This window comes from Marinoscillum sp. MHG1-6 (assembly GCF_024714475.1).
GTDB lineage: Bacteria > Bacteroidota > Bacteroidia > Cytophagales > Cyclobacteriaceae > JAMZMI01.
In genome coordinates this window covers 202,199-220,637 of the sequence record NZ_JAMZMI010000002.1, presented here as the reverse complement: position 1 = coordinate 220,637, position 18,439 = coordinate 202,199, and the positions used below count along the sequence as shown (strand labels likewise).

The window sequence follows — 18,439 nt, the reverse complement described above, 5'->3', positions numbered from 1 at the left end:
TCATAAAGATGAAAAATATATATAAGCTTTTTATTTTGATCCTTTCAGTGTCAACTGTGGGTTGTACTGATCTGGATGAAGAACTATACGGAAGACTATCTCCTGATAATTATTATCAGACAGAAGCTGAGGCACTCTCTTCAGTGGTCGGGGTTTACCAGAAACTTGCGAGCATTACCAACAATGGAAGTGCCTGGAGAGTGTCGGTCATGGGAGCGGATGAGTTTTTAGTTCCGGCACGAACTAACGGTGGTTGGTACGATGGTGGTATATGGGTGGAGTATGCCGAGCATAATGTGACCCCGAACAATATCTTCAATGTCCGTGCCTGGACAGAGCTTTTTGGGACGATTGGAGCAGCAAATGCGGTAATTGAAAGTTTGGAAGCATCTCCTAATGCTGAAAACCTGACAGCCATGATTGCTGAAACTAAAGCCCTTAGAGCTTACGCATATTTCTATGCAATGGACTTTTGGGGAAATGTTCCATTGCTGACTGAGGCAAGAGTTGACGCGCAAAACCTTCCTACGAATACTCCGCGTGCGGAGGTATATGATTTTGTGGTAACGGAATTGGAGGCTGCTTTAGCAGAATTGCCATCTATCAACGACGTAGATAGGATGAGCTATTATCCGAGATGGTCTAAAGAGACCGTTAATACGGCTCTTGCAACTATATACCTCAACGCTGAAGTGTATACCGGTACCGCAGCTTTGGATAAGGTTCTTGAGCATACCAATGCGGTGATAACTTCAAGCGCCTATAGTTTGGAAGCTCAGGTAGTTGATTGCTTTTTAGCCACCAATGAGGAAAACTCAACGGAAATTATTGCGTCCTTTTCATGTGATCCAAATCAAAACGCTGGTAACAACCAGTTCATTCTATATGTGAACCATGCTCTTGATAAGGATAAATATGACTTACCATTTACCCCGGCAGGGGGATATAGTGTGTTTCAGGAAGCGCTGGATAGGTATGCTGACGGAGATGAGCGTAAAGACCTCATTGAATACGGCCCACAAACACATTTGAATGGTGATCCACTATTGAAGGAGGATGGTTCTCAGTTGGTGTTGACCGAAATTCAGGACATACTGGCAGCGGAAAATGATGAGGGATATCACTTGTTGAAGTATGCTCCTCAAGGAGTAAACTGGGCTGGATTCAATGCGGACAATGATTTTATCCTGTTCCGTTATTCTGATATTCTTTTGATGAAGGCAGAAGCACTTTTCCGTCAGGACGCAGCTTCTACGGAAGCGCTGGCATTGGTTAATGAAGTGAGAGATAGAAGCAGCGCTGATCCATTGTTAAGTCTGACCCTTAATGATATTGAAGAGGAGCGAGCAAGAGAGTTTATCTGGGAAGGTCATCGAAGAAGAGATATGATTCGTTTTGGTTCATGGTTTGACGGCACCTGGAAGTTTAAAACCTCCACAAGTCCGGATTGGAGAGGTATCTACCCAATTCCAGGGGATCAGATCAATGCCAATCCTAACCTGAAACAGAATCCAAATTATTAATAGTACTGTAGTGGTTGGTACACAGCGCAGTAAGTAGTGTTCAATAGATGGGGCCGCCTGCTGGCGGCCCCTATCTTGTCCGATCTTATGAAGACATTCCTTTTTTTTGTTTTAATATCTGCTATGGTTTTTGGGAGTTATTCCCAGGATAAACCGATACCAAGAGATACCTCCTATACGCCTTATTCCTCCTGGGTAAATATCAGAGGGGCATATCCGGAAGCTGTAATTGCCGGACCAAACCTGCCTGAGGAGGTCACTGAATTTAGAGAGGTTATATATACCACATTGCCAGATACTCCATACGGAGATCGTGATCTTCATGCCGATGTTTTTGTGCCCAAAGCCAATGGAAAGTTCCCGGCGATAATCATGGTACATGGAGGGGGCTGGGTGTCCGGTGATAAGGCCATGCAAATTCCGCTGGCTCAGCGCCTGGCAGCAAAAGGATATGTAACCATAGCCGTGGAGTATCAACTGGCTGGAGAAGCGATGTTTCCGGCAGCAGTTCATAATATTAAATGTGCCATACGCTGGGCTCGTGCCCATGCCGAAGAGTATAAAATAGACCCGGACCAAATTGTGATCTCCGGATGTTCTGCTGGCGGCCAATTGGCTGCTTTGGTGGGACTGACATCCGGAATAGAAAAGTTTGAGGGAAATCAGGGATATGGTCAATATTCAAGTGATGTTAAGGCCATTATAGATATTGATGGGATCGTTGACTTTCTGGCGCCAGCCTCGCTTTGGGTTAACCGAAAGCCTCTGACCTATGACAGTAAGTGGTTTGGAGGTAGTTTTTTTGAAGTACCAGAAAAATGGATGGAGGCGTCACCCATATTCTACCTGAAGGAGCAGTCTGTTCCAATGTTGTTCATCAACAGTGGTTACCCCAGGTTTCATGCCGGAAGAGATGAGTTGCTGGGTATGACCAATCGGTGGGGTATCTATACCGAAGTGCATGAGTTTTATATGAAGGTTCACCCGTTTTGGTTATTCGACCCATGGGTTGATCCAACCATGGATTACATGCATGGATTTCTGAAGAAAGTGATTCCAATGAAAAACGATCATTAGACTAAAAGCACATGAAAGACATCTGTCTCCAAGATAAATTCAATTGTCTTATTCTAGCCGTCATGGTGTTGTTGTTGAACGCCTGTCAATCCAGTAAGCCGGATAACTATATCAGTTTTCCTGAAAATGGGGCAAAGAACGTAAACCCTGACACTCATCTGGTTTTGAATTTTAAGAGTAAACCAACATTAGGAGCAAGGGGAAAAATAAAGGTTTATGATGCGTCCACTGATGAACTGGTGGATTCACTTGACTTAAGTATCCCGGCGGGTCCAACAATACCTAACAAAGTAAAGGTTCCCTACATTCCTTCACCCTACGTATACGGTCCCAGTACCAGGACGAACGCGAATACTGTGCCTGGGACACCTTCAGGAGGGGCCGAGCCTAATTTGAATGAATACCAATTGACGATCATCGGAGGTTTTACAGATGCCTTTCATTTTTATCCGGTAATTGTTAGCGATACCACGGCTACGATCTACTTACATCATAATCTTCTTGAGTATGGGAAGACCTATTATGTACTCATTGATCCGGAGGTACTGGAAGTTCATGATGGTAGTTTCAATGGGATCTCTGACAAAAATGAATGGCGCTTTACGACTAAACCTTCGGCTCCTTCGGAGGAACTTACTAAGATCATTGTATCTGCGGATGGATTTGGGGACTTCAATACGGTGCAGGGCGCCATTGATTTCATTCCGGACGACTACGAGAAACGGATGACTATTTTTATTATGAATGGCGTTTATCAAGAAATAGTCTATTTCCGCAATAAGTCCAATGTGACATTTCTCGGGGAAAGTCGGGATGGAGTGTTAGTTCAATATGCCAATAACGAAGTCTTCAATCCACATCCACAGAACATTGCAACGAATGAAATGAAAGGAACATTTCCGTCAAGAAGGGCGGTGTTTGCAGCTGATAATTCAACAGGGATTCACCTCATTAACCTGACCATCCTTTCATTGAATGATAGACCTGCTCAGGCCGAAGGGCTTTTGATGAATGGAGAAAGGAATATTGTTAAGAATGTAGTCGTACATGGCTCTGGTGATGCCTTGCAGGTAAATGGCGCGGTTTATTTAGAGGACGTTGAGATTAAAGGTTTTGGAGATAATGTGCTGGGAAGAGGGCCTGCTTTTTTTAGAAACTGTGAACTCATAACAACTCATGGTCCACATATGTGGATTCGAAATACTCATGCAAATCATGGAAACGTATTTGTGAATTGTATTTTCCGGATGGAGGGTGATGAAGAAACTACCATAGCCAGAACGAATGACAACCGCAAAGGGGGGTATCCCTATTGTGAGGCTGTTTTACTGAATTGCAAACTCCATGGCATTCGCACTGAAGGGTGGGGTATCGATGGAAAGGGAATATCTAATATTCACTACTGGGAATATAACAGTGTCAACCTTGATGGGTCTCCTACGGATGTGAGTCAGCGTCACCCACTTTCCAGGCAACTCAAAATGGACGAGGACTCCCTTATTATAAAAAATTATAGCGACCCAGCGTATGTACTGGGAGGTTGGAATCCGAAGCTGGATATGCAGGATGCTGCACTAAATGATTTTTGATTATTCTTTAAGTTGGTTTGTTTTTGGGCCCGTCTTCGGATGGGCCTAATTATTTTGATTCAGCCTTAGGGGCCTTACCAAAATACCTGATAATAAGGTAGAGGACTATCACCGAAATTGGAATAGTAATCAATGAGCTTACCTGAAAAGATGCGGGCAAAATTCCAAAGACTAACGCCACGCCACCGACGGTAAGGGCATAGGTTATTTGAGTATTCACATGGTTGATATGGTTGCATCCTGAAGCGAGCGAACTCAAAATAGTGGTGTCTGAGATAGGCGAACAATGATCTCCGAAAACTGCACCTGCGAGCACACTGGCGGTAGAGATCAAAAAGATATCCATAGCGTGTTCAGGTGCCAGACCATATTCTATAGAGAGCACATAGCTGGTAGGTAGCATGAGTGGGTAAAGAATGGCCATAGTACCCCATGATGTTCCGGTTGCAAAAGCTATGATTCCTGCTAAAACGAAGGTAATGGCCGGTATCAGGTGAGGAGGGACATTTCCGGTCAATAAAGAGATTACAAAATCTGCAGTGTGCATTTCTTCTGTCAGCTGGGCTAAACACCATGCCAGTACTAAAATTCCTGAAACCGGCAGGACGTCTTTGAACCCCGCCAGGGCAGATTCTATACTTTCATGGGCTTTCATCCTTTTACTAAGAATACTCATCAATATGGCCAATGTCAAAGCAAGGAAGGAAGACCAAAGCAGCGCCCTGAAGGAATCTGAGCTTCCCATGATGGCTGAGATACGCATTAAGCCGGAAGAGCTGTTCCAGGCTTCAGCAGAGTAACCGGTAATGAGTATTCCTGCCATTACAGTTATGATAAGCGTTAAAATTGGGAGCAGGGCGAACCACTTATTAGGGTGTGAGGCATTGACCTCATTGGGCTCATACGTTGAGTCATTGAGGGCATTCTCTGTTTGATCATTTAGATAAACACCCGACCGGGCCCGGTTTTCAAAGTGAAGCATAGGCCCATAATCTTTTCCTGAGAGTATGAGCATTAACACAAAGATGAGTGTCAAAATCGGGTAGAAGCTAAACTGTAAAGAGCTTAACAGAATTTGATAGGCACTCATTTCAATAGGTTGATTCCCATTATTGATGTTCACCAGTCCACTTTGGATATAATCCAGTTCAGCCCCAATCCAAACACCAATGAGGGAAATGGCCACAAGCGGAGCCGCCGTTGAGTCCACGATGTAGCTGAGTTTCTCTCGTGACACCTTCATCTTGTCCATTATAGGACGCATCGCATTTCCGATAACTAACGAATTCATGTAATCATCGAAAAATATGATCAGTCCTAGTAAATAAGTGGTTAGCTGACTGGATCGATTATTTTTGGCATATTTAGATATGACCTTGACCATGCCTACTACCCCACCATTCTTAGAAATGACGGCGATCATCCCACTGATGAAAAAGGTGAAAAGCAAGATTGCTATATGATCAGGGTCTGTGAGCGCCGGAACCTGATAATCAGTGATGATTTTGAAAAAGGCATTAAATATTCCCGTCAGGCCATTCGAATAGAAACCTATCGTTGCCGTGCCAATGAAGATACCTCCAACAAGTGAGAGGATAATTTCTTTGGTTAAAAATGCCAGGAAAATAGCCAGAACAGGAGGGATGATCGAAAGCCACAGAGGTATGGCTCGTGCAGATGATTTATAGGTCTTCCCGTCAATGGAAATACTTGCCTGCTTGCCCGGAGCACTTTGGTAGTAAATGGTGCTTGTTCCTACAGTAAGGGCTTGTTGCCCGTTAGGGGTTTCGAGTATTGCAGTTGTATTGGTGGTGTTCTCAATTTTGATTTCCTGACTTATGTTGGAAACCAAAATAGCGGGAAACTCAACAGTGAGGTTTTGGGAAAATGTGAGAAATGGTAAGACAAAGAATATGGCGGTGAACAGGTGATGTCTCATAGGTGGTGATAGGTGTACGTCATGTAAAATAACCCTTTCTGATTATTTTTTGAAGCACACTTCTAAGGCGATACCCATCAAGGATTTCTTGACATCAGTCGTGATAAACCAAATACCGGCCCTATAGCCAGTATCAAATAGAGATAAGTTGGGTTGAGTGAGGTAGATAGGAAAGTCACCAGTTGAATGCTTAGGATGGTGATGGCAAAACCAATACAATTCACAATGGTCAGAGCTGTTCCCTTTACTTCTGGTTGTGCATTTTGGGCGACCAATGTAGAGAAAAGAGGGGAGTCAGCGATCACCACCGTTCCCCAGAAAAGAAGGAAGATCAAAAAGACGATTTCATTGGGAAATGAGAGGAGTAACGGTGAAACCAGACAACAGCACCCTGATAATAAGAGGGCAGAAAATGCTACAGACTTCGTGGGCCATTTTTGAGCAAGGTATCCGCCAATTACACAAGCTACTCCGCCAATACCGATGATGAGAAAAGACCATAAAGGGACGTTGAGCCCGTCGACCTCATTCATATTGATGAAGTTCTTGAGCATGATCGGAACAAAAGCCCAAAAAGTGTAGAGCTCCCACATATGTCCGAAATAACCAAAGGCTGCAGCTCGGAATGGTGGATGTTCAAATACCTTTAAGAAGGCAGAAAGATTGAAACCCTGTCCGCGTTTTCGATGTGGTCCATTGGGCACCAGCACCACCATCATTACTCCACCTAATAGGGCCAGTCCGGAAGTTGTTATCAAACCCCCCCTCCACGGCAGGGACTCAGAAGCCCCCTTTAGTAAATGAGGGAAGGCTGTTCCGAGCACCAGGGCGCCAACCAGGAAACCCAGTGATTTGCCCAACCCTTTTTCATAGTAGTCTGCCGCAATTTTCATTCCTACCGGGTAGATCCCTGCAAGAAAGAAGCCGGTTCCAAATCTTAGGAGCAGGAGAGAAGCCATGGTATTGCCTTCCAATATGGTTCCCGCATTGAACAGCGATCCCAATACAGCGCTGACAAGGAAAACTCTGGAGGGAGAAAAACGATCGGCGATGGTTAGTATGGCAAAAACCAGGGTTCCGGAAATAAACCCAAACTGAACAAAGGAGGTAAGGTGTCCGAGTGCATTATCTGATAAACTAAATTCAGCGACCAGGTTAGACATCACTGCATTTCCTGCAAACCAAAGCGAGGTACAGCAAAACTGCGCGATGACAATGACAGGTAGTATTCTTTTCGGTGCTGTCAAGCGAGGTTAGTAGGTAGTTCTATCACAATAATAGAGGTGTCCGGTGAATTTGATAGCAATTCGAAAGGTAATTGTCTTTTTCCGGTGGTAATTGTCTAGTTATCTCGTCAGGTCTTTCGACCTGAAGAAGCCTTTCTATTGCCCTAAAATCTTGGCATCCACAAAGAAAATGGAATGAACATCAATGTGGTGGTCCGAGGTGATCAATTCATCCGTGACGGTGTTTACCCGCAATGAGAAATTATCCTTTTTAATAAATTCTTGTAAGTCAGATGGCGTGGTCTCCAATTCCATGTACTTGTCGATCGTAGAGGGGATATTTTCTTTCCAGGCAATTTTTACTTCTGAAAGACCATCTGCCGAAATAAATATTTCTATCGACTTGAGAAAGCCAAAATCTCCATTGGAAGGGGAGGTCAAGGTCAAATCCAATTGAGTCAATTGAATTTCTTCAATCAGATCTTTGCGTGTATCGTTGACGGCGAAAGTTGATTCGGAATTGGACTGTACGTCTGGCGTGAACAGGTTGAATGGAAGGTTAATCCCTGTAGAGGAGGGGATAATGACTGTTTCATCATATTCCATTTCAAACTGTGTCAGCTTGGCTATTTTATCGCACCCGGTAAAGATTACCAGGACAATGACAAGTAAAAGGGTTCTGATTCTAACCGATCGTTTCATATTAATGGTATCTAACTGCAAACCTAAGGAAACAGCGGATATACGTGTTCCGACTTCTTTTTTTGATTCGAGCCGCGTAGGCCTTTTGATAGGGATGCCTGGAGCGAGCAAAAGAATTTGCCTCTCCGGCATGAGGAGGGTAATAAAATAATGTATAAGCTAGAGATTGCTTCACATTCGTTCGCGATGACGAGCTATTGTTGCCGTCATTTCAAGGGAAGTCGACATTTCGACTCCTCGGAGATCATCCTTTATACGTCACCCGATAGATAGTTCCACTCTGATCATCGGATATCAGCATAGAGCCGTCTGGAAGAATCAGCACATCTACCGGCCTTCCCCAGGAACTTTGTGTGGCTTCATTGAGCCAGCCGGTGATAAAGGGCGTGTAGCTCTGGCCAACTCCATTCCTTTCCTTGACCATGGTTATCCGGTAGCCAATTTTTTTCGAGCGATTCCAGGAGCCGTGCTCGGCGATGAAGATCGTGTTCTTATATTCGGCAGGGAACATATTCTCCGTATAAAATTTTAACCCCAGCGGAGCCACATGGGGTCCCAGGTTCTGAACGGGCTTCTTAAAATCGCTACACGGATACTTGTCCCCAAACTCCGGATCTTTGATGGAGCCACCATGACAATACGGGTATCCAAAATGCTGTCCGGAAGTGGTTGCGCGATTGAGCTCACAAGGAGGAATGTCGTCGCCTAGCATGTCCCGTCCATTGTCAGTAAAGTACAGTTCTCCCGTGGTAGGATGCCAGGTGAATCCAACTGAGTTTCTAATTCCCTTGGCGAAGATTTCCATCCCCGTACCATCAGGATTTATTCGGGTGATAGAGGCGTAGATTTCGTTTTTGCTTTCACAGATGTTGCAGGGAGCTCCCACTGGTACGTAGAGCTTGCCATCCGGTCCGAAGGCAATGTATTTCCAGCCGTGATGCCCATCCTGCGGGTAATCATCATAGATAATCTCCCCATAAGGATTGTTAAGGGTGCTTTCGATATTGGGGTAGCGCCAAAGCTTGCTGATCTCAGCGATGTAGAGGTTCCCATCCTTGAAGGCCACGCCATTCGGATTTCTAAGTCCTTCAGCGATGGTATAAATCTCATCGGCTTTGTAGTCGCCATCCGTGTCCCTAACGGCATAGATTTTATCATGTCCACGCGTTCCGATGAACACCGTTCCATCTGATCCCAAGGCCATCGATCGGGCACTTTTTACACGGGCATAAACATCGATTTTAAAGCCTGGGGGAAGTTTCAATTGATGCAGTTCTAACCCCTCCGTCGAAGTCAATGCTTTTTTGGCTTCTTCCGGGTTGGTGGATTCATTTCCGGAGTCCTTGGAAGAACAGGAAAAACTGAAAATGAGTAGGCCGGCCAATAGACAATAAGGAGTGACGAATTTTTTCATAGCGATCCGGGTTTACCTTCCAATACTAAGGAGGACACAAATTGTTGCAAATGATCCGGCTTATTTGATAAATCGTTCCGTACTGCACTACTTTTGCGCCTTTGTGGTAGAAGTAAATTAGTGAAGAAATGATCAGCATCAACAACCTTTCATATTTCATCGGGGACAGACCGCTTTATGACGAAGCATCGCTATTCATTACCCCTAAGGATAGGATTGGTCTGATCGGGCTGAACGGGACCGGAAAATCTACCCTTCTCAAGATGATGGTGGGCGATATTCCGCCGACCTCGGGAGAAATTAACAAGAGCAAGGAGACAACCATAGGTTTCTTAAATCAGGACCTGCTTTCTTATCAGACGGACGATTCCATTCTTGAGGTGGCCATGCAGGCGTTTGGGGAGACACTGAAACTCCAACATCAAATCGATGAGATCCTGAAAAAAATGGAAACCGACTATGATGACAGTTTGGTCGATCGCCTATCAAAACTTCAGGAGCGTTTTGAAGCCAATGATGGGTATACTCTTCAGGCTAAAGCGGAAGCTATCCTGGAAGGTATTGGTTTTAGCACCAGTGATTTGAAGAGACCCTTACGGGAATTTTCTGGGGGATGGAGAATGAGGGTAATGCTGGCAAAGCTATTACTTGAGAAGCCATCGTTGCTCATGCTCGATGAGCCTACCAACCACCTTGATCTACCATCGATTCAATGGATAGAAAACTATCTTCAGACCTATGAAGGCGCCATTATTGTCGTTTCTCACGATCGACGCTTCCTCAATAATACGGTCAATAAGATTGTGGAAGTCACGGGCGCGCAATTGCATTCCTATGCGGGCAACTATGACAAATACGAGGAGGAAAAGGAGCTTCGAAATGAAATCCAGCAAAATGCCTATGAAAATCAGCAGCAAAAGATCCGTCAGGCAGAGCGTTTTGTAGAGCGATTCAAGGCCAAGGCAACGAAAGCTAAACAGGCCCAGTCCAGGCAAAAGATGTTGGATAAGATGGACCGCATCGAAGCGGTGGTCGATGATACCCAGGTGGTCAATTTTAAATTCAATTTTGGAGTAAAGTCAGGGCGTCACGTCAAGAGGCTACAGCATATATCCAAGTCTTATGGCGATCTGAAAATATTGGAAAACAGTGACGCGCATATTGAGCGTGGAGATAAGATCGCATTGGTCGGAGCCAATGGTAAGGGGAAATCCACCCTGCTTCGGATCATTACCGAAAACGAACCCTTCCAGGGGAAGGTGGAAACGGGCCACAACGTGATCAATTCATTTTATGCACAGCATCAGCTGGAATCGCTTGGTGTACAGAACGAGATTCTCGAGGAGCTAAAGCAGGCAGGGTCTGGTAAAACCGATCAGGAACTTCGTGGTGTACTGGGATGCTTCTTGTTTTCGGATGAGGAGGTTTTTAAGAAAATCAAGGTGCTTTCCGGAGGTGAGAAATCCAGGGTGGCACTGGCTAAAACATTGATTTCCGAGGCTAACTTCCTGTTACTCGATGAGCCCACTAACCACCTTGATATGCTTTCGGTGAGCATATTGGTGCAGGCCCTACAGCAATATGAGGGAACATTTTTGGTAGTATCTCACGATAGGGACTTCGTTTCTAAAATTGCCAATAAGATCTGGTGGATAGAAGACCACAAGATCAAAGAATATCCGGGTACCTTCGAAGAGTGGTCGTGGTGGTATCAAAGGGAACAGGAGAAGAAACTGGCGGTATCTACCGGCCAAACTCAAACAGCAGCACCTAAGGAGAAAAAGGAAAACACCAAGCCCAAGACGGTGGAGCCCAATAAGGAGGACAAAAAGGAGTTGGAGAGGGTAGAGGCATCAATCGAAAAGCTGGAAGAAGAGATTGCTTCCTACGAGACCAAGTTAGCTGATCCTGACAATTTCAATGATCCACAAAAGATGCAAAAGCTCAATAACAAGTATCAGAGCAAAAAAGCAGAACTGGAGAAAGCCAATTCCCAGTGGGAGCAGTTAGTTGAAAAGATTGGGTAATTCAGAATCACCTGGTTTCCTTGTTGTTTTAAGTGTTTCATGAATAGCGACACTTAAAATGAGGAATGATAACGCGTGTCTACGACACGGTCTTATTTAATCAATTCTATACTCTGCTTACAGAAAGATTGCTTGACCCCTTATTTCAGGATAAAATTCCGAAATACCACTGTTTTCTCTGGAATGTAGCTGTCAACAAGAATTCACGAATAGAATATTTTGTTCACTACTCAATCTGATTGGGTTTAATGGCTAATTTTGCCTTTCCTATGAAAAAAGAAAAACGGATTGTAGTCAAGGTTGGAACCAATGTGCTGACAAAACATGATGGCACTTTGGACAAGCCTATTTTCAGACAGGTAGTTGTACAGTTGGCTCGCCTGAAAGAGATGGGCTGGTCGCCGATTTTGGTGTCATCCGGTGCGGTTGGTGCAGGAAGAAGCATCATAGGAGATTGTGATATACAGGATGAGGCCATCCGTCGGCAAGTACTTTCTTCGGTAGGTCAGGCGTCACTCATGAAACGTTATTATGAGCTTTTCCATGAATATGACATTGTCTGTTCACAGGTATTGGCTACCAAAGAAGACTTTGCTACCGGAGATCATTATCAAAACATGATCAACTGTTTTGAAGGTTTGCTGGGGCAAGGTATCGTGCCCATTGTCAATGAAAATGACGTGGTATCTCTGGTAGAGTTGATGTTTACAGATAATGATGAACTGGCAGGTTTGACCGCTCAAATGGTGGAGGCGGAAAAGCTGATCATTCTGAGTAATATAGACGGACTATTTACCGGTATGCCTGGTGAGGATGGTTCAGAGTTGGTGAAGGAAGTTGGGTTGAATGATCAGGCGGCCAAAACGTTTGTTTCCAGTAATAAGTCCGGACAGGGTCGTGGGGGTATGGAATCAAAGCTTAAGGTGGCCTGTGAAGCAGCTGCCAAAGGAATAGAAACATTTATTGCCAATGGTAAAAGAGACCACGTGGTCATTGATATCGTGAATGGCAAGCAAATAGGAACCAGATTTTTGATAGGAGAAACAGTAAACGAGAAATGATGACATTGCTAGAGTCAGCCATTGCAGCGGGGCTAAAGACTACCAAAGAAGCGAGCCGAAAATTGATTTCACTGACTGACAAAGAGATTGGTGAAATTCTGAATAAGGTAGCGGATTTGGCGATTGACAAACAGGATAAAATTTTGAAGGCCAATGCGCTGGACCTGTCAAGAATGGAGCCTGGCAACCCTAAGTATGATCGTCTATTGTTGAACCCTGAAAGATTAAAGGGTATCACCGATGATATGCGAAGGGTGGCAGAACTAGCAAACCCACTCGGAACGATACTGGAGGAAAGAACCCTGGAGAACGGACTGAGTCTTCAGCGTGTATCTGTTCCTATTGGCGTGATGGGTATCATTTACGAATCCAGACCAAACGTGACTTTTGACGTATTTGCGCTTTGTCTGAAATCCGGGAATGCTTGCGTATTGAAAGGTAGCCGCGATGCACATGATTCCAATATTGCCATTGTAGATATCATTAAAGAAGTGCTTGCTGAATACGACTTACAGGATACGGTGTTTTTGGCACCTTCAGAAAGAGAGGCGCTGGCGCACATCCTGGAGGCGGATGAATACATTGATTGTGCCATTCCTCGTGGAAGCCAGGGGTTGATCAATTATGTGCGACAGAATGCCAGAATTCCGGTTATTGAAACTGGCGCTGGGATCGTTCACGCCTATGTGGATGAGAAAGCGAATTTGAAAAAGGCCAAAGGGATCGTTTATAATGCTAAGTGCCGAAGGGTGAGCGTATGTAATGCGCTGGATTGTTTGGTGATCCACGAAAGCAGGTTAGGCGATTTGCCGGAGATTGTGAAAGGCATGGACGCTGATCACCAGGTAGAGATATACGCGGATAAACTGGCGTACGAAGTGCTGGAAGGAAACTATAAGCCAGGGCTACTTTTCAAATCTAAAGAAGCAGACTTTGGCGTCGAATGGCTGGATTATAAGATGTCTATTAAGACGGTAAAAAGTTATGAAGAGGCACTGGATCATATCTCGAACTACAGTTCGAAGCACAGCGAGGTGATCGTTACGGAGGAGCAGGAGGTAGCGGAGCACTTCCTTAAACATGTAGATGCAGCCTGTGTATACGTTAATGCCTCAACGGCATTTTCGGACGGCGCTCAGTTTGGCCTGGGAGCGGAGATTGGGATCAGTACACAAAAGCTTCATGCACGTGGACCAATGGCATTGCGCGAACTAACTAGTTACAAGTGGGTAGTTCGTGGCGATGGGCAGGTGAGAAGTTAAAAAAGGCTAAAGTGAATAGGTAAAAGTTTAACCTGGTTTGGTCGATTATAGGAAGCTCAAAGTTTGGGAGAAGGCTCATCGGTTGGTGTTAGGTATATATGATGCTTCAGCCGACTTACCAATAGAGGAGAAGTATAATATTTCATCTCAATTATAAAGGGCGGCGGTTTCGATTCCATTGAATATTTCAGAAGGAGCTGGAAAGTTTTCTAATGCCGATATGGCCAACTTTTACCAAATAGCCCTTGGTTCTACCCATGAAGTGGAGTATTTGCTGATTTTGATACAAGATCTGAATATGCTTAGTCTTGAAAAAATTGAAATTTTAAAATCTGATTGTGGAGAAGTGAAAGCTATGCTAATAGGATTGATAAAAAATGTAAGAAGTAGATGATTGGAACCCTAAGAACTTTAAACTTTGACCTTTTATTCTTTCATCTTTCATCTTTAACCTTTCTACTCTTTCACCTTTTTACTCTTTCCCCTTTAATCTTTTGTAAAAAATGAACTTATTTAATGTATATCCACTATTCCCAATCGAGATCACGCATGGTCAGGGGAATTTTGTGTTTGATAAAGAAGGCAATAAATACCTGGACCTTTATGGCGGGCATGCGGTGATATCTATTGGTCATACCCACCCTCATTATGTGAAGAGAATCACCGAGCAGGTCAATAAACTTGGGTTTTATTCCAACTCCATTTTAAACCCATTACAAGAGGAATTGGCGGAGAAGGTAGGTGTGCTTTCCGGTCGCGAGGATCATGCGTTGTTTTTGTGCAATTCAGGAGCAGAGGCGAACGAGAATGCGCTTAAGCTTGCCTCCTTCCATACAGGCAAACGCAAGGTCATTTCTTTCTCCAAAGGGTTTCATGGAAGAACCTCTCTGGCGGTGGCCATTACGGATAACAAGAATATTGTTGCGCCAGTCAATGAAACGGATAATGCGTTGATCCTGCCACTGAACGATGAAGCAGCACTTGTTGATGCATTCGCTCAAAATGAAGTTGCAGCCGTGATCATTGAAGGTATTCAGGGAATCGGAGGGATTAATATCCCGGATGCATTATTCATTAGAAAGATCCGATCGCTCTGTGATCAGCATGGATCAGTCTTTATTGCAGATTCTATCCAGTGTGGCTATGGCCGAAGCGGCAAGTTCTTCTCCCATGATTACTTCGAAGTTGACGCTGACCTTTATACCCTGGCAAAAGGCATGGGCAATGGTTTTCCTATCGGAGGAGTTATGATTGCTCCAAAGTTTGAAGCCAAGTTTGGAATGTTGGGAACCACATTTGGAGGGAATCACCTGGCTTGTGCGGCTGCCTTGGCGGTTGCGGAAGTGATCGAGGAGGAAAAACTGATGGATAATGCGGCAGAAGTTGGTAGCTATATTCTTAGCCAGTTGCAAGGAATGGAAGGCATCAAGGAGGTAAGGGGACGTGGATTGATGATTGGTTTTGACCTTGAGACAGAAGCGGCTCCTTTAAGAAAGAAATTGCTATTCGACCACAAGATCTTTACGGGTTCAGCCTCCAGCAAAAACACTATTCGTCTATTGCCGAGCTTGGCATTGAAAAAGGAAGAAGCAGATGTATTCCTTGAGGTTTTACAAAAAGAACTCTCGCTGATACAAGCGTAAAAGAGTCAATTGACTCATTGATTTAATCACAAAGCCATCATTAATACCGACGGGCTTTGTGATTTTTTTTTGTCTTCATAGTTTTAAACCAGAATGGTACAAAACAAAATATCTGAGATGAGAGCATTCCTATACTCAAGTGTAATAGTTGTTTTTTTGATGTCATGTGGTGGATCTCAAAATATTGAGGTGCCGGTTGATAGTGATGTTCCCGAGGGGGTTGAGCTGACTTCCTACGAAGACGGTAGTGGTTTGGAGAAAGTGATCAAGAAGGCAGGGGATATCACTGTGCTTGAAGGAGAAATGCTGGATGGGGTTAAGCATGGTGCCTGGGTAGCGTATGATCACACAGGAGTGCCCACTTCTATTACTACTTATCATAAAGGAAAAAAGCAAGGGGTATCAATGAGCTTTGATAGCCAAGGGTATGTAAGCATTAAGCAAAACTATCACAATGGTGTATTGCATGGTGAAAGCAAGGTTTATACCCGTAAGCGGGTGACAGAGGTGAAGAACTATGTAAATGGTCAATTGGAGGGAGTGGTGACGAAATATTATACCTCGGGAAAAATCATGCAGGAAGCGCCTTTTAAAGAAGGTAAAATGCATGGAATAGCCAAGTGGTATGACGAGGAAGGTAACTTATCCCTGGCTTATGAATACGAAGAGGGAGAGTTGGTTGATAAGGAACCCGAGGTTGATTAAAGGCTAAACCTTTTTGTCTTCTTCTTTTAGCTGCTTTTCCATCGAGTTGATCTTTTTATGGATTGAGGAGAGGTATTGGAGCATTTCCTGATGTTCCTGGTGCATAAAATCTTTCACCCTTTCTTCTTCATCCTTCATCTCTGCTCTGTTGATCTCATTCATAGTGTTCACAACTATGGCGATGAATACGTTCAGTGTGGTGTAGGTCGCCAGGAGTATAAACGGAATAAAGAAAATATAAACATAAGGTATCTCCTGCATCATCGGTCTGGCAATACCGGATGACCAACTTTCCAAAGTCATGATCTGGAACAGGGTAAACATGGTTTTACCCATATCTCCAAAGTATTCCGGAAACCTGTCCATATACAGGTCGGTCCCGATGACTGCGAAGATGTAAAAGATCATAAACAACAGAACTGCAATCCATCCAATGCTGGGGATCGATTTGATCAGGGACTCTATGATCAACCTTAGCTTAGGTACATTCTTGATAAGGCGTGCGGTTCTAAGAATCCTAAGCGTCCTCAAGATATGAAGGGGTCCTGCCGCAGGTACCAAAGCAATTGCCACGATCAGGAAATCAAATACGTTCCATGCATTCAGGAAGAATCGGTGACGATAAGCAAAGACCTTAAGAGAAATTTCTATTGTGAAAATGATAAGAATGAAATTGTCCAGGTGCTTAAGCCAATCTCCTAATGTACTCACAATGGCCGGAGATGTCTCCATCCCAATGGTAATGGCATTAATGATGATCAGTGAAAGGATGGTCCACTGAAAATAACGGTGTTCCAAAAATTCCTTAAGTCCGTCAAGTGTTTTGAGCTTATATACTACTAGTCCTAAAGGTGAGCGATCCTGATCTGCCATGATTATTGAAAGCACAATTATAAAAAATAGGAACTAGAATCGAATTAGAAAGCCCTTATAAATGGTTTCAAAAAATGCATCACTGGGCTTCAAAGCATGATCAGGTGTATTGTCAATTTTGATGGAGAAAATTTGACGACTTTTGTGGGATCGCTGTTGGTAAAAATTTCTGAATTGATAGTGCCCGATCAACTTTGATTCAAAACCCCAGAATACCTCAAAATGGGTATTTGTCAATTATTTCTTGATTTCGTACAGTCTTTCTAGTGCAAATTGTTTGCGTGGTAAAACAGATTAGCTATTTTCGATATCATTTAAATAACGCCAATTACATGAAAAACTTACTACTATCAATTTTGTTACTTTCGATTCTGGTCGCATGTGGTGACTTTGATGTCGAGACGAAGAAGCCAAAAATTAGTGTGGACAGCAAGACCGTGAAGGTTAAGCTGACAAACATTCCGGATGCTGGTCTGGAGCAAACAGTGTACATTTTCACATTGGACTCTAAAGACTCTATCTATTCGACTGAGCGGTCTGTTGCATTTGAAGACACCTCAGTTGTTATCCTGCCACCTCCGGGAATTTCGTCCTTTACAATTATTGCCTTTATCCCTACCGGTGATGACTGGGATATGACTGATCCTTTTGTAAGTGGTTATTATGCTGCAATTACCGGAGCTACGAATAGGACAGGCGCATATATTGTGACTTCCTGGGACAATGCTGACAGTTATGAAACTTCCTCTCAGACGGGGGCGTCACTTGCATTGGATGTGGCTTTGACAATAGATGGAGGGTCGACCAAAAAGACCTACACAACTTCAGGAGCTATCATTTCTCTGGCAGCAAGTGTTACCAGTGTTGATGATGTAGAAAGCGTTGGATTTTACCTCAATGGAGATCTGATTCAGGAATTGAATGCTCCAACGTACGCTATAGATCTTAATGCGCAAGGACTTGCAGATGGTACTTATTTGGTGTCTGTTGTTGTTGTCGATGAAAATGGATCTGAGGCAACAGATGAACTGGCCTTTGTAATAGATACTGAGGTTAATAATTCAGCACCTACGATTAGTTTGAGTGGTATTACCAATGGGAATACTTATGTTCGAAATGAAGGTGATACACTCACGCTAGTAGCGACTGTATCAGATCCGGATGGAGCCGGAGACATTTCAGGAGTAGATTTCACAATAGCCAATGACTTGAGAACTACGGTTACCTCTTCTCCTTATCAATACAAGTGGGCTTTAGTGAGTACTCCGGCTGGTAGTGTAACTGTAAAGGTTACCGTTAAGGATCAGGCAGGTGAAGAGAGAAGTGCTTATGCAAACGTGACTTTAGAAGATCCTGTCCTCTAATCTTTGTTGCTCAAACAAACTAATAATGAGTATC

At 43.9% G+C, this 18,439-nt stretch carries 14 protein-coding genes and 1 pseudogene; 10 read left to right on the top strand and 5 right to left on the bottom strand.

Annotated elements, in window-relative coordinates:
• The first annotated feature begins 8 nt into the window (after window positions 1-8).
• The 3 genes from NXR94_RS04755 (at window position 9) to NXR94_RS04745 (ending at window position 4,189) form a co-directional block, all read left to right on the top strand.
• Entirely contained in the window at window positions 9-1,523 is a 1,515-nt protein-coding gene (locus NXR94_RS04755; RefSeq protein WP_258103438.1) for a RagB/SusD family nutrient uptake outer membrane protein, read from the top strand.
• 87 nt (window positions 1,524-1,610) lie between these two features.
• Window positions 1,611-2,600 carry an alpha/beta hydrolase gene (locus tag NXR94_RS04750; protein WP_258103437.1) on the top strand — a complete coding sequence of 330 codons (990 nt, stop codon included), beginning with the start codon at window positions 1,611-1,613 and terminating at the stop codon, window positions 2,598-2,600.
• Window positions 2,601-2,611: 11 nt separating this feature from the next.
• Window positions 2,612-4,189, top strand: a complete 1,578-nt coding sequence (locus tag NXR94_RS04745) for a pectinesterase family protein (protein WP_258103436.1) — start codon at window positions 2,612-2,614, stop codon at window positions 4,187-4,189.
• Between the two features lie 49 nt (window positions 4,190-4,238).
• On the opposite strand, the gene NXR94_RS04740 is transcribed toward NXR94_RS04745, so the two are convergent.
• From NXR94_RS04740 to NXR94_RS04725, 4 genes are all read right to left on the bottom strand, one after another.
• Complete coding sequence (locus NXR94_RS04740; protein ID WP_258103435.1) at window positions 4,239-6,128, bottom strand: Na+/H+ antiporter NhaC family protein; 1,890 nt, start codon at window positions 6,126-6,128, stop codon at window positions 4,239-4,241.
• Window positions 6,129-6,205: 77 nt separating this feature from the next.
• On the bottom strand, window positions 6,206-7,375 hold the full coding sequence (locus NXR94_RS04735; protein ID WP_258103434.1) for a nitrate/nitrite transporter: 1,170 nt from the start codon (window positions 7,373-7,375) through the stop codon (window positions 6,206-6,208).
• 135 nt (window positions 7,376-7,510) lie between these two features.
• Window positions 7,511-8,056 (bottom strand): hypothetical protein, encoded by a 546-nt coding sequence (locus tag NXR94_RS04730; RefSeq protein ID WP_258103433.1) that lies wholly within the window; start codon window positions 8,054-8,056, stop codon window positions 7,511-7,513.
• 244 nt (window positions 8,057-8,300) lie between these two features.
• Window positions 8,301-9,470, bottom strand: coding sequence for a sorbosone dehydrogenase family protein (locus NXR94_RS04725; RefSeq protein WP_258103432.1), 1,170 nt, complete (start codon window positions 9,468-9,470; stop codon window positions 8,301-8,303).
• Window positions 9,471-9,598: 128 nt separating this feature from the next.
• Here NXR94_RS04725 and NXR94_RS04720 point away from each other — a divergent pair, with 128 nt between their 5' ends.
• The 6 genes and pseudogenes from NXR94_RS04720 (at window position 9,599) to NXR94_RS04700 (ending at window position 16,168) form a co-directional block, all read left to right on the top strand.
• Complete coding sequence (locus tag NXR94_RS04720) at window positions 9,599-11,497, top strand: ABC-F family ATP-binding cassette domain-containing protein (RefSeq protein ID WP_258103431.1); 1,899 nt, start codon at window positions 9,599-9,601, stop codon at window positions 11,495-11,497.
• Between the two features lie 269 nt (window positions 11,498-11,766).
• Window positions 11,767-12,558, top strand: a complete 792-nt coding sequence (gene proB, locus NXR94_RS04715) for a glutamate 5-kinase (protein WP_258103430.1) — start codon at window positions 11,767-11,769, stop codon at window positions 12,556-12,558.
• Complete coding sequence (locus tag NXR94_RS04710; protein ID WP_258103429.1) at window positions 12,555-13,820, top strand: glutamate-5-semialdehyde dehydrogenase; 1,266 nt, start codon at window positions 12,555-12,557, stop codon at window positions 13,818-13,820. The genes proB and NXR94_RS04710 overlap by 4 nt, the downstream gene beginning before the upstream one ends.
• 37 nt (window positions 13,821-13,857) lie before the next feature.
• Window positions 13,858-14,214 (top strand): annotated as a pseudogene (locus tag NXR94_RS17165) (four helix bundle protein).
• A 109-nt stretch (window positions 14,215-14,323) separates the two neighbouring features.
• Window positions 14,324-15,463 (top strand): aspartate aminotransferase family protein, encoded by a 1,140-nt coding sequence (locus NXR94_RS04705; RefSeq protein WP_258103428.1) that lies wholly within the window; start codon window positions 14,324-14,326, stop codon window positions 15,461-15,463.
• A 117-nt stretch (window positions 15,464-15,580) separates the two neighbouring features.
• Window positions 15,581-16,168 (top strand): toxin-antitoxin system YwqK family antitoxin, encoded by a 588-nt coding sequence (locus NXR94_RS04700; protein WP_258103427.1) that lies wholly within the window; start codon window positions 15,581-15,583, stop codon window positions 16,166-16,168.
• 3 nt (window positions 16,169-16,171) lie between these two features.
• Here the strand turns inward: NXR94_RS04700 and NXR94_RS04695 are convergent, their stop codons facing one another.
• Complete coding sequence (locus tag NXR94_RS04695; RefSeq protein WP_258103426.1) at window positions 16,172-17,056, bottom strand: ion transporter; 885 nt, start codon at window positions 17,054-17,056, stop codon at window positions 16,172-16,174.
• A gap of 317 nt (window positions 17,057-17,373) precedes the next feature.
• Between NXR94_RS04695 and NXR94_RS04690 the strand changes: the two genes are divergently transcribed.
• On the top strand, window positions 17,374-18,405 hold the full coding sequence (locus NXR94_RS04690) for an Ig-like domain-containing protein (RefSeq protein ID WP_258103425.1): 1,032 nt from the start codon (window positions 17,374-17,376) through the stop codon (window positions 18,403-18,405).
• The last annotated feature ends 34 nt before the right edge of the window (window positions 18,406-18,439 follow it).

What these genes read in the sequence shown, in the direction of transcription:
- NXR94_RS04755 (WP_258103438.1), top strand. Translation starts at nt 9, where the DNA reads ATGAAAAATATATATAAGCTTTTTATTTTGATCCTTTCAGTGTCAACT.
- NXR94_RS04750 (WP_258103437.1), top strand. Translation starts at nt 1,611, where the DNA reads ATGAAGACATTCCTTTTTTTTGTTTTAATATCTGCTATGGTTTTTGGG.
- NXR94_RS04745 (WP_258103436.1), top strand. Translation starts at nt 2,612, where the DNA reads ATGAAAGACATCTGTCTCCAAGATAAATTCAATTGTCTTATTCTAGCC.
- NXR94_RS04740 (WP_258103435.1), bottom strand. Translation starts at nt 6,128, where the DNA reads ATGAGACATCACCTGTTCACCGCCATATTCTTTGTCTTACCATTTCTC.
- NXR94_RS04730 (WP_258103433.1), bottom strand. Translation starts at nt 8,056, where the DNA reads ATGAAACGATCGGTTAGAATCAGAACCCTTTTACTTGTCATTGTCCTG.
- NXR94_RS04725 (WP_258103432.1), bottom strand. Translation starts at nt 9,470, where the DNA reads ATGAAAAAATTCGTCACTCCTTATTGTCTATTGGCCGGCCTACTCATT.
- NXR94_RS04720 (WP_258103431.1), top strand. Translation starts at nt 9,599, where the DNA reads ATGATCAGCATCAACAACCTTTCATATTTCATCGGGGACAGACCGCTT.
- proB (WP_258103430.1), top strand. Translation starts at nt 11,767, where the DNA reads ATGAAAAAAGAAAAACGGATTGTAGTCAAGGTTGGAACCAATGTGCTG.
- NXR94_RS04710 (WP_258103429.1), top strand. Translation starts at nt 12,555, where the DNA reads ATGATGACATTGCTAGAGTCAGCCATTGCAGCGGGGCTAAAGACTACC.
- NXR94_RS04705 (WP_258103428.1), top strand. Translation starts at nt 14,324, where the DNA reads ATGAACTTATTTAATGTATATCCACTATTCCCAATCGAGATCACGCAT.
- NXR94_RS04700 (WP_258103427.1), top strand. Translation starts at nt 15,581, where the DNA reads ATGAGAGCATTCCTATACTCAAGTGTAATAGTTGTTTTTTTGATGTCA.
- NXR94_RS04690 (WP_258103425.1), top strand. Translation starts at nt 17,374, where the DNA reads ATGAAAAACTTACTACTATCAATTTTGTTACTTTCGATTCTGGTCGCA.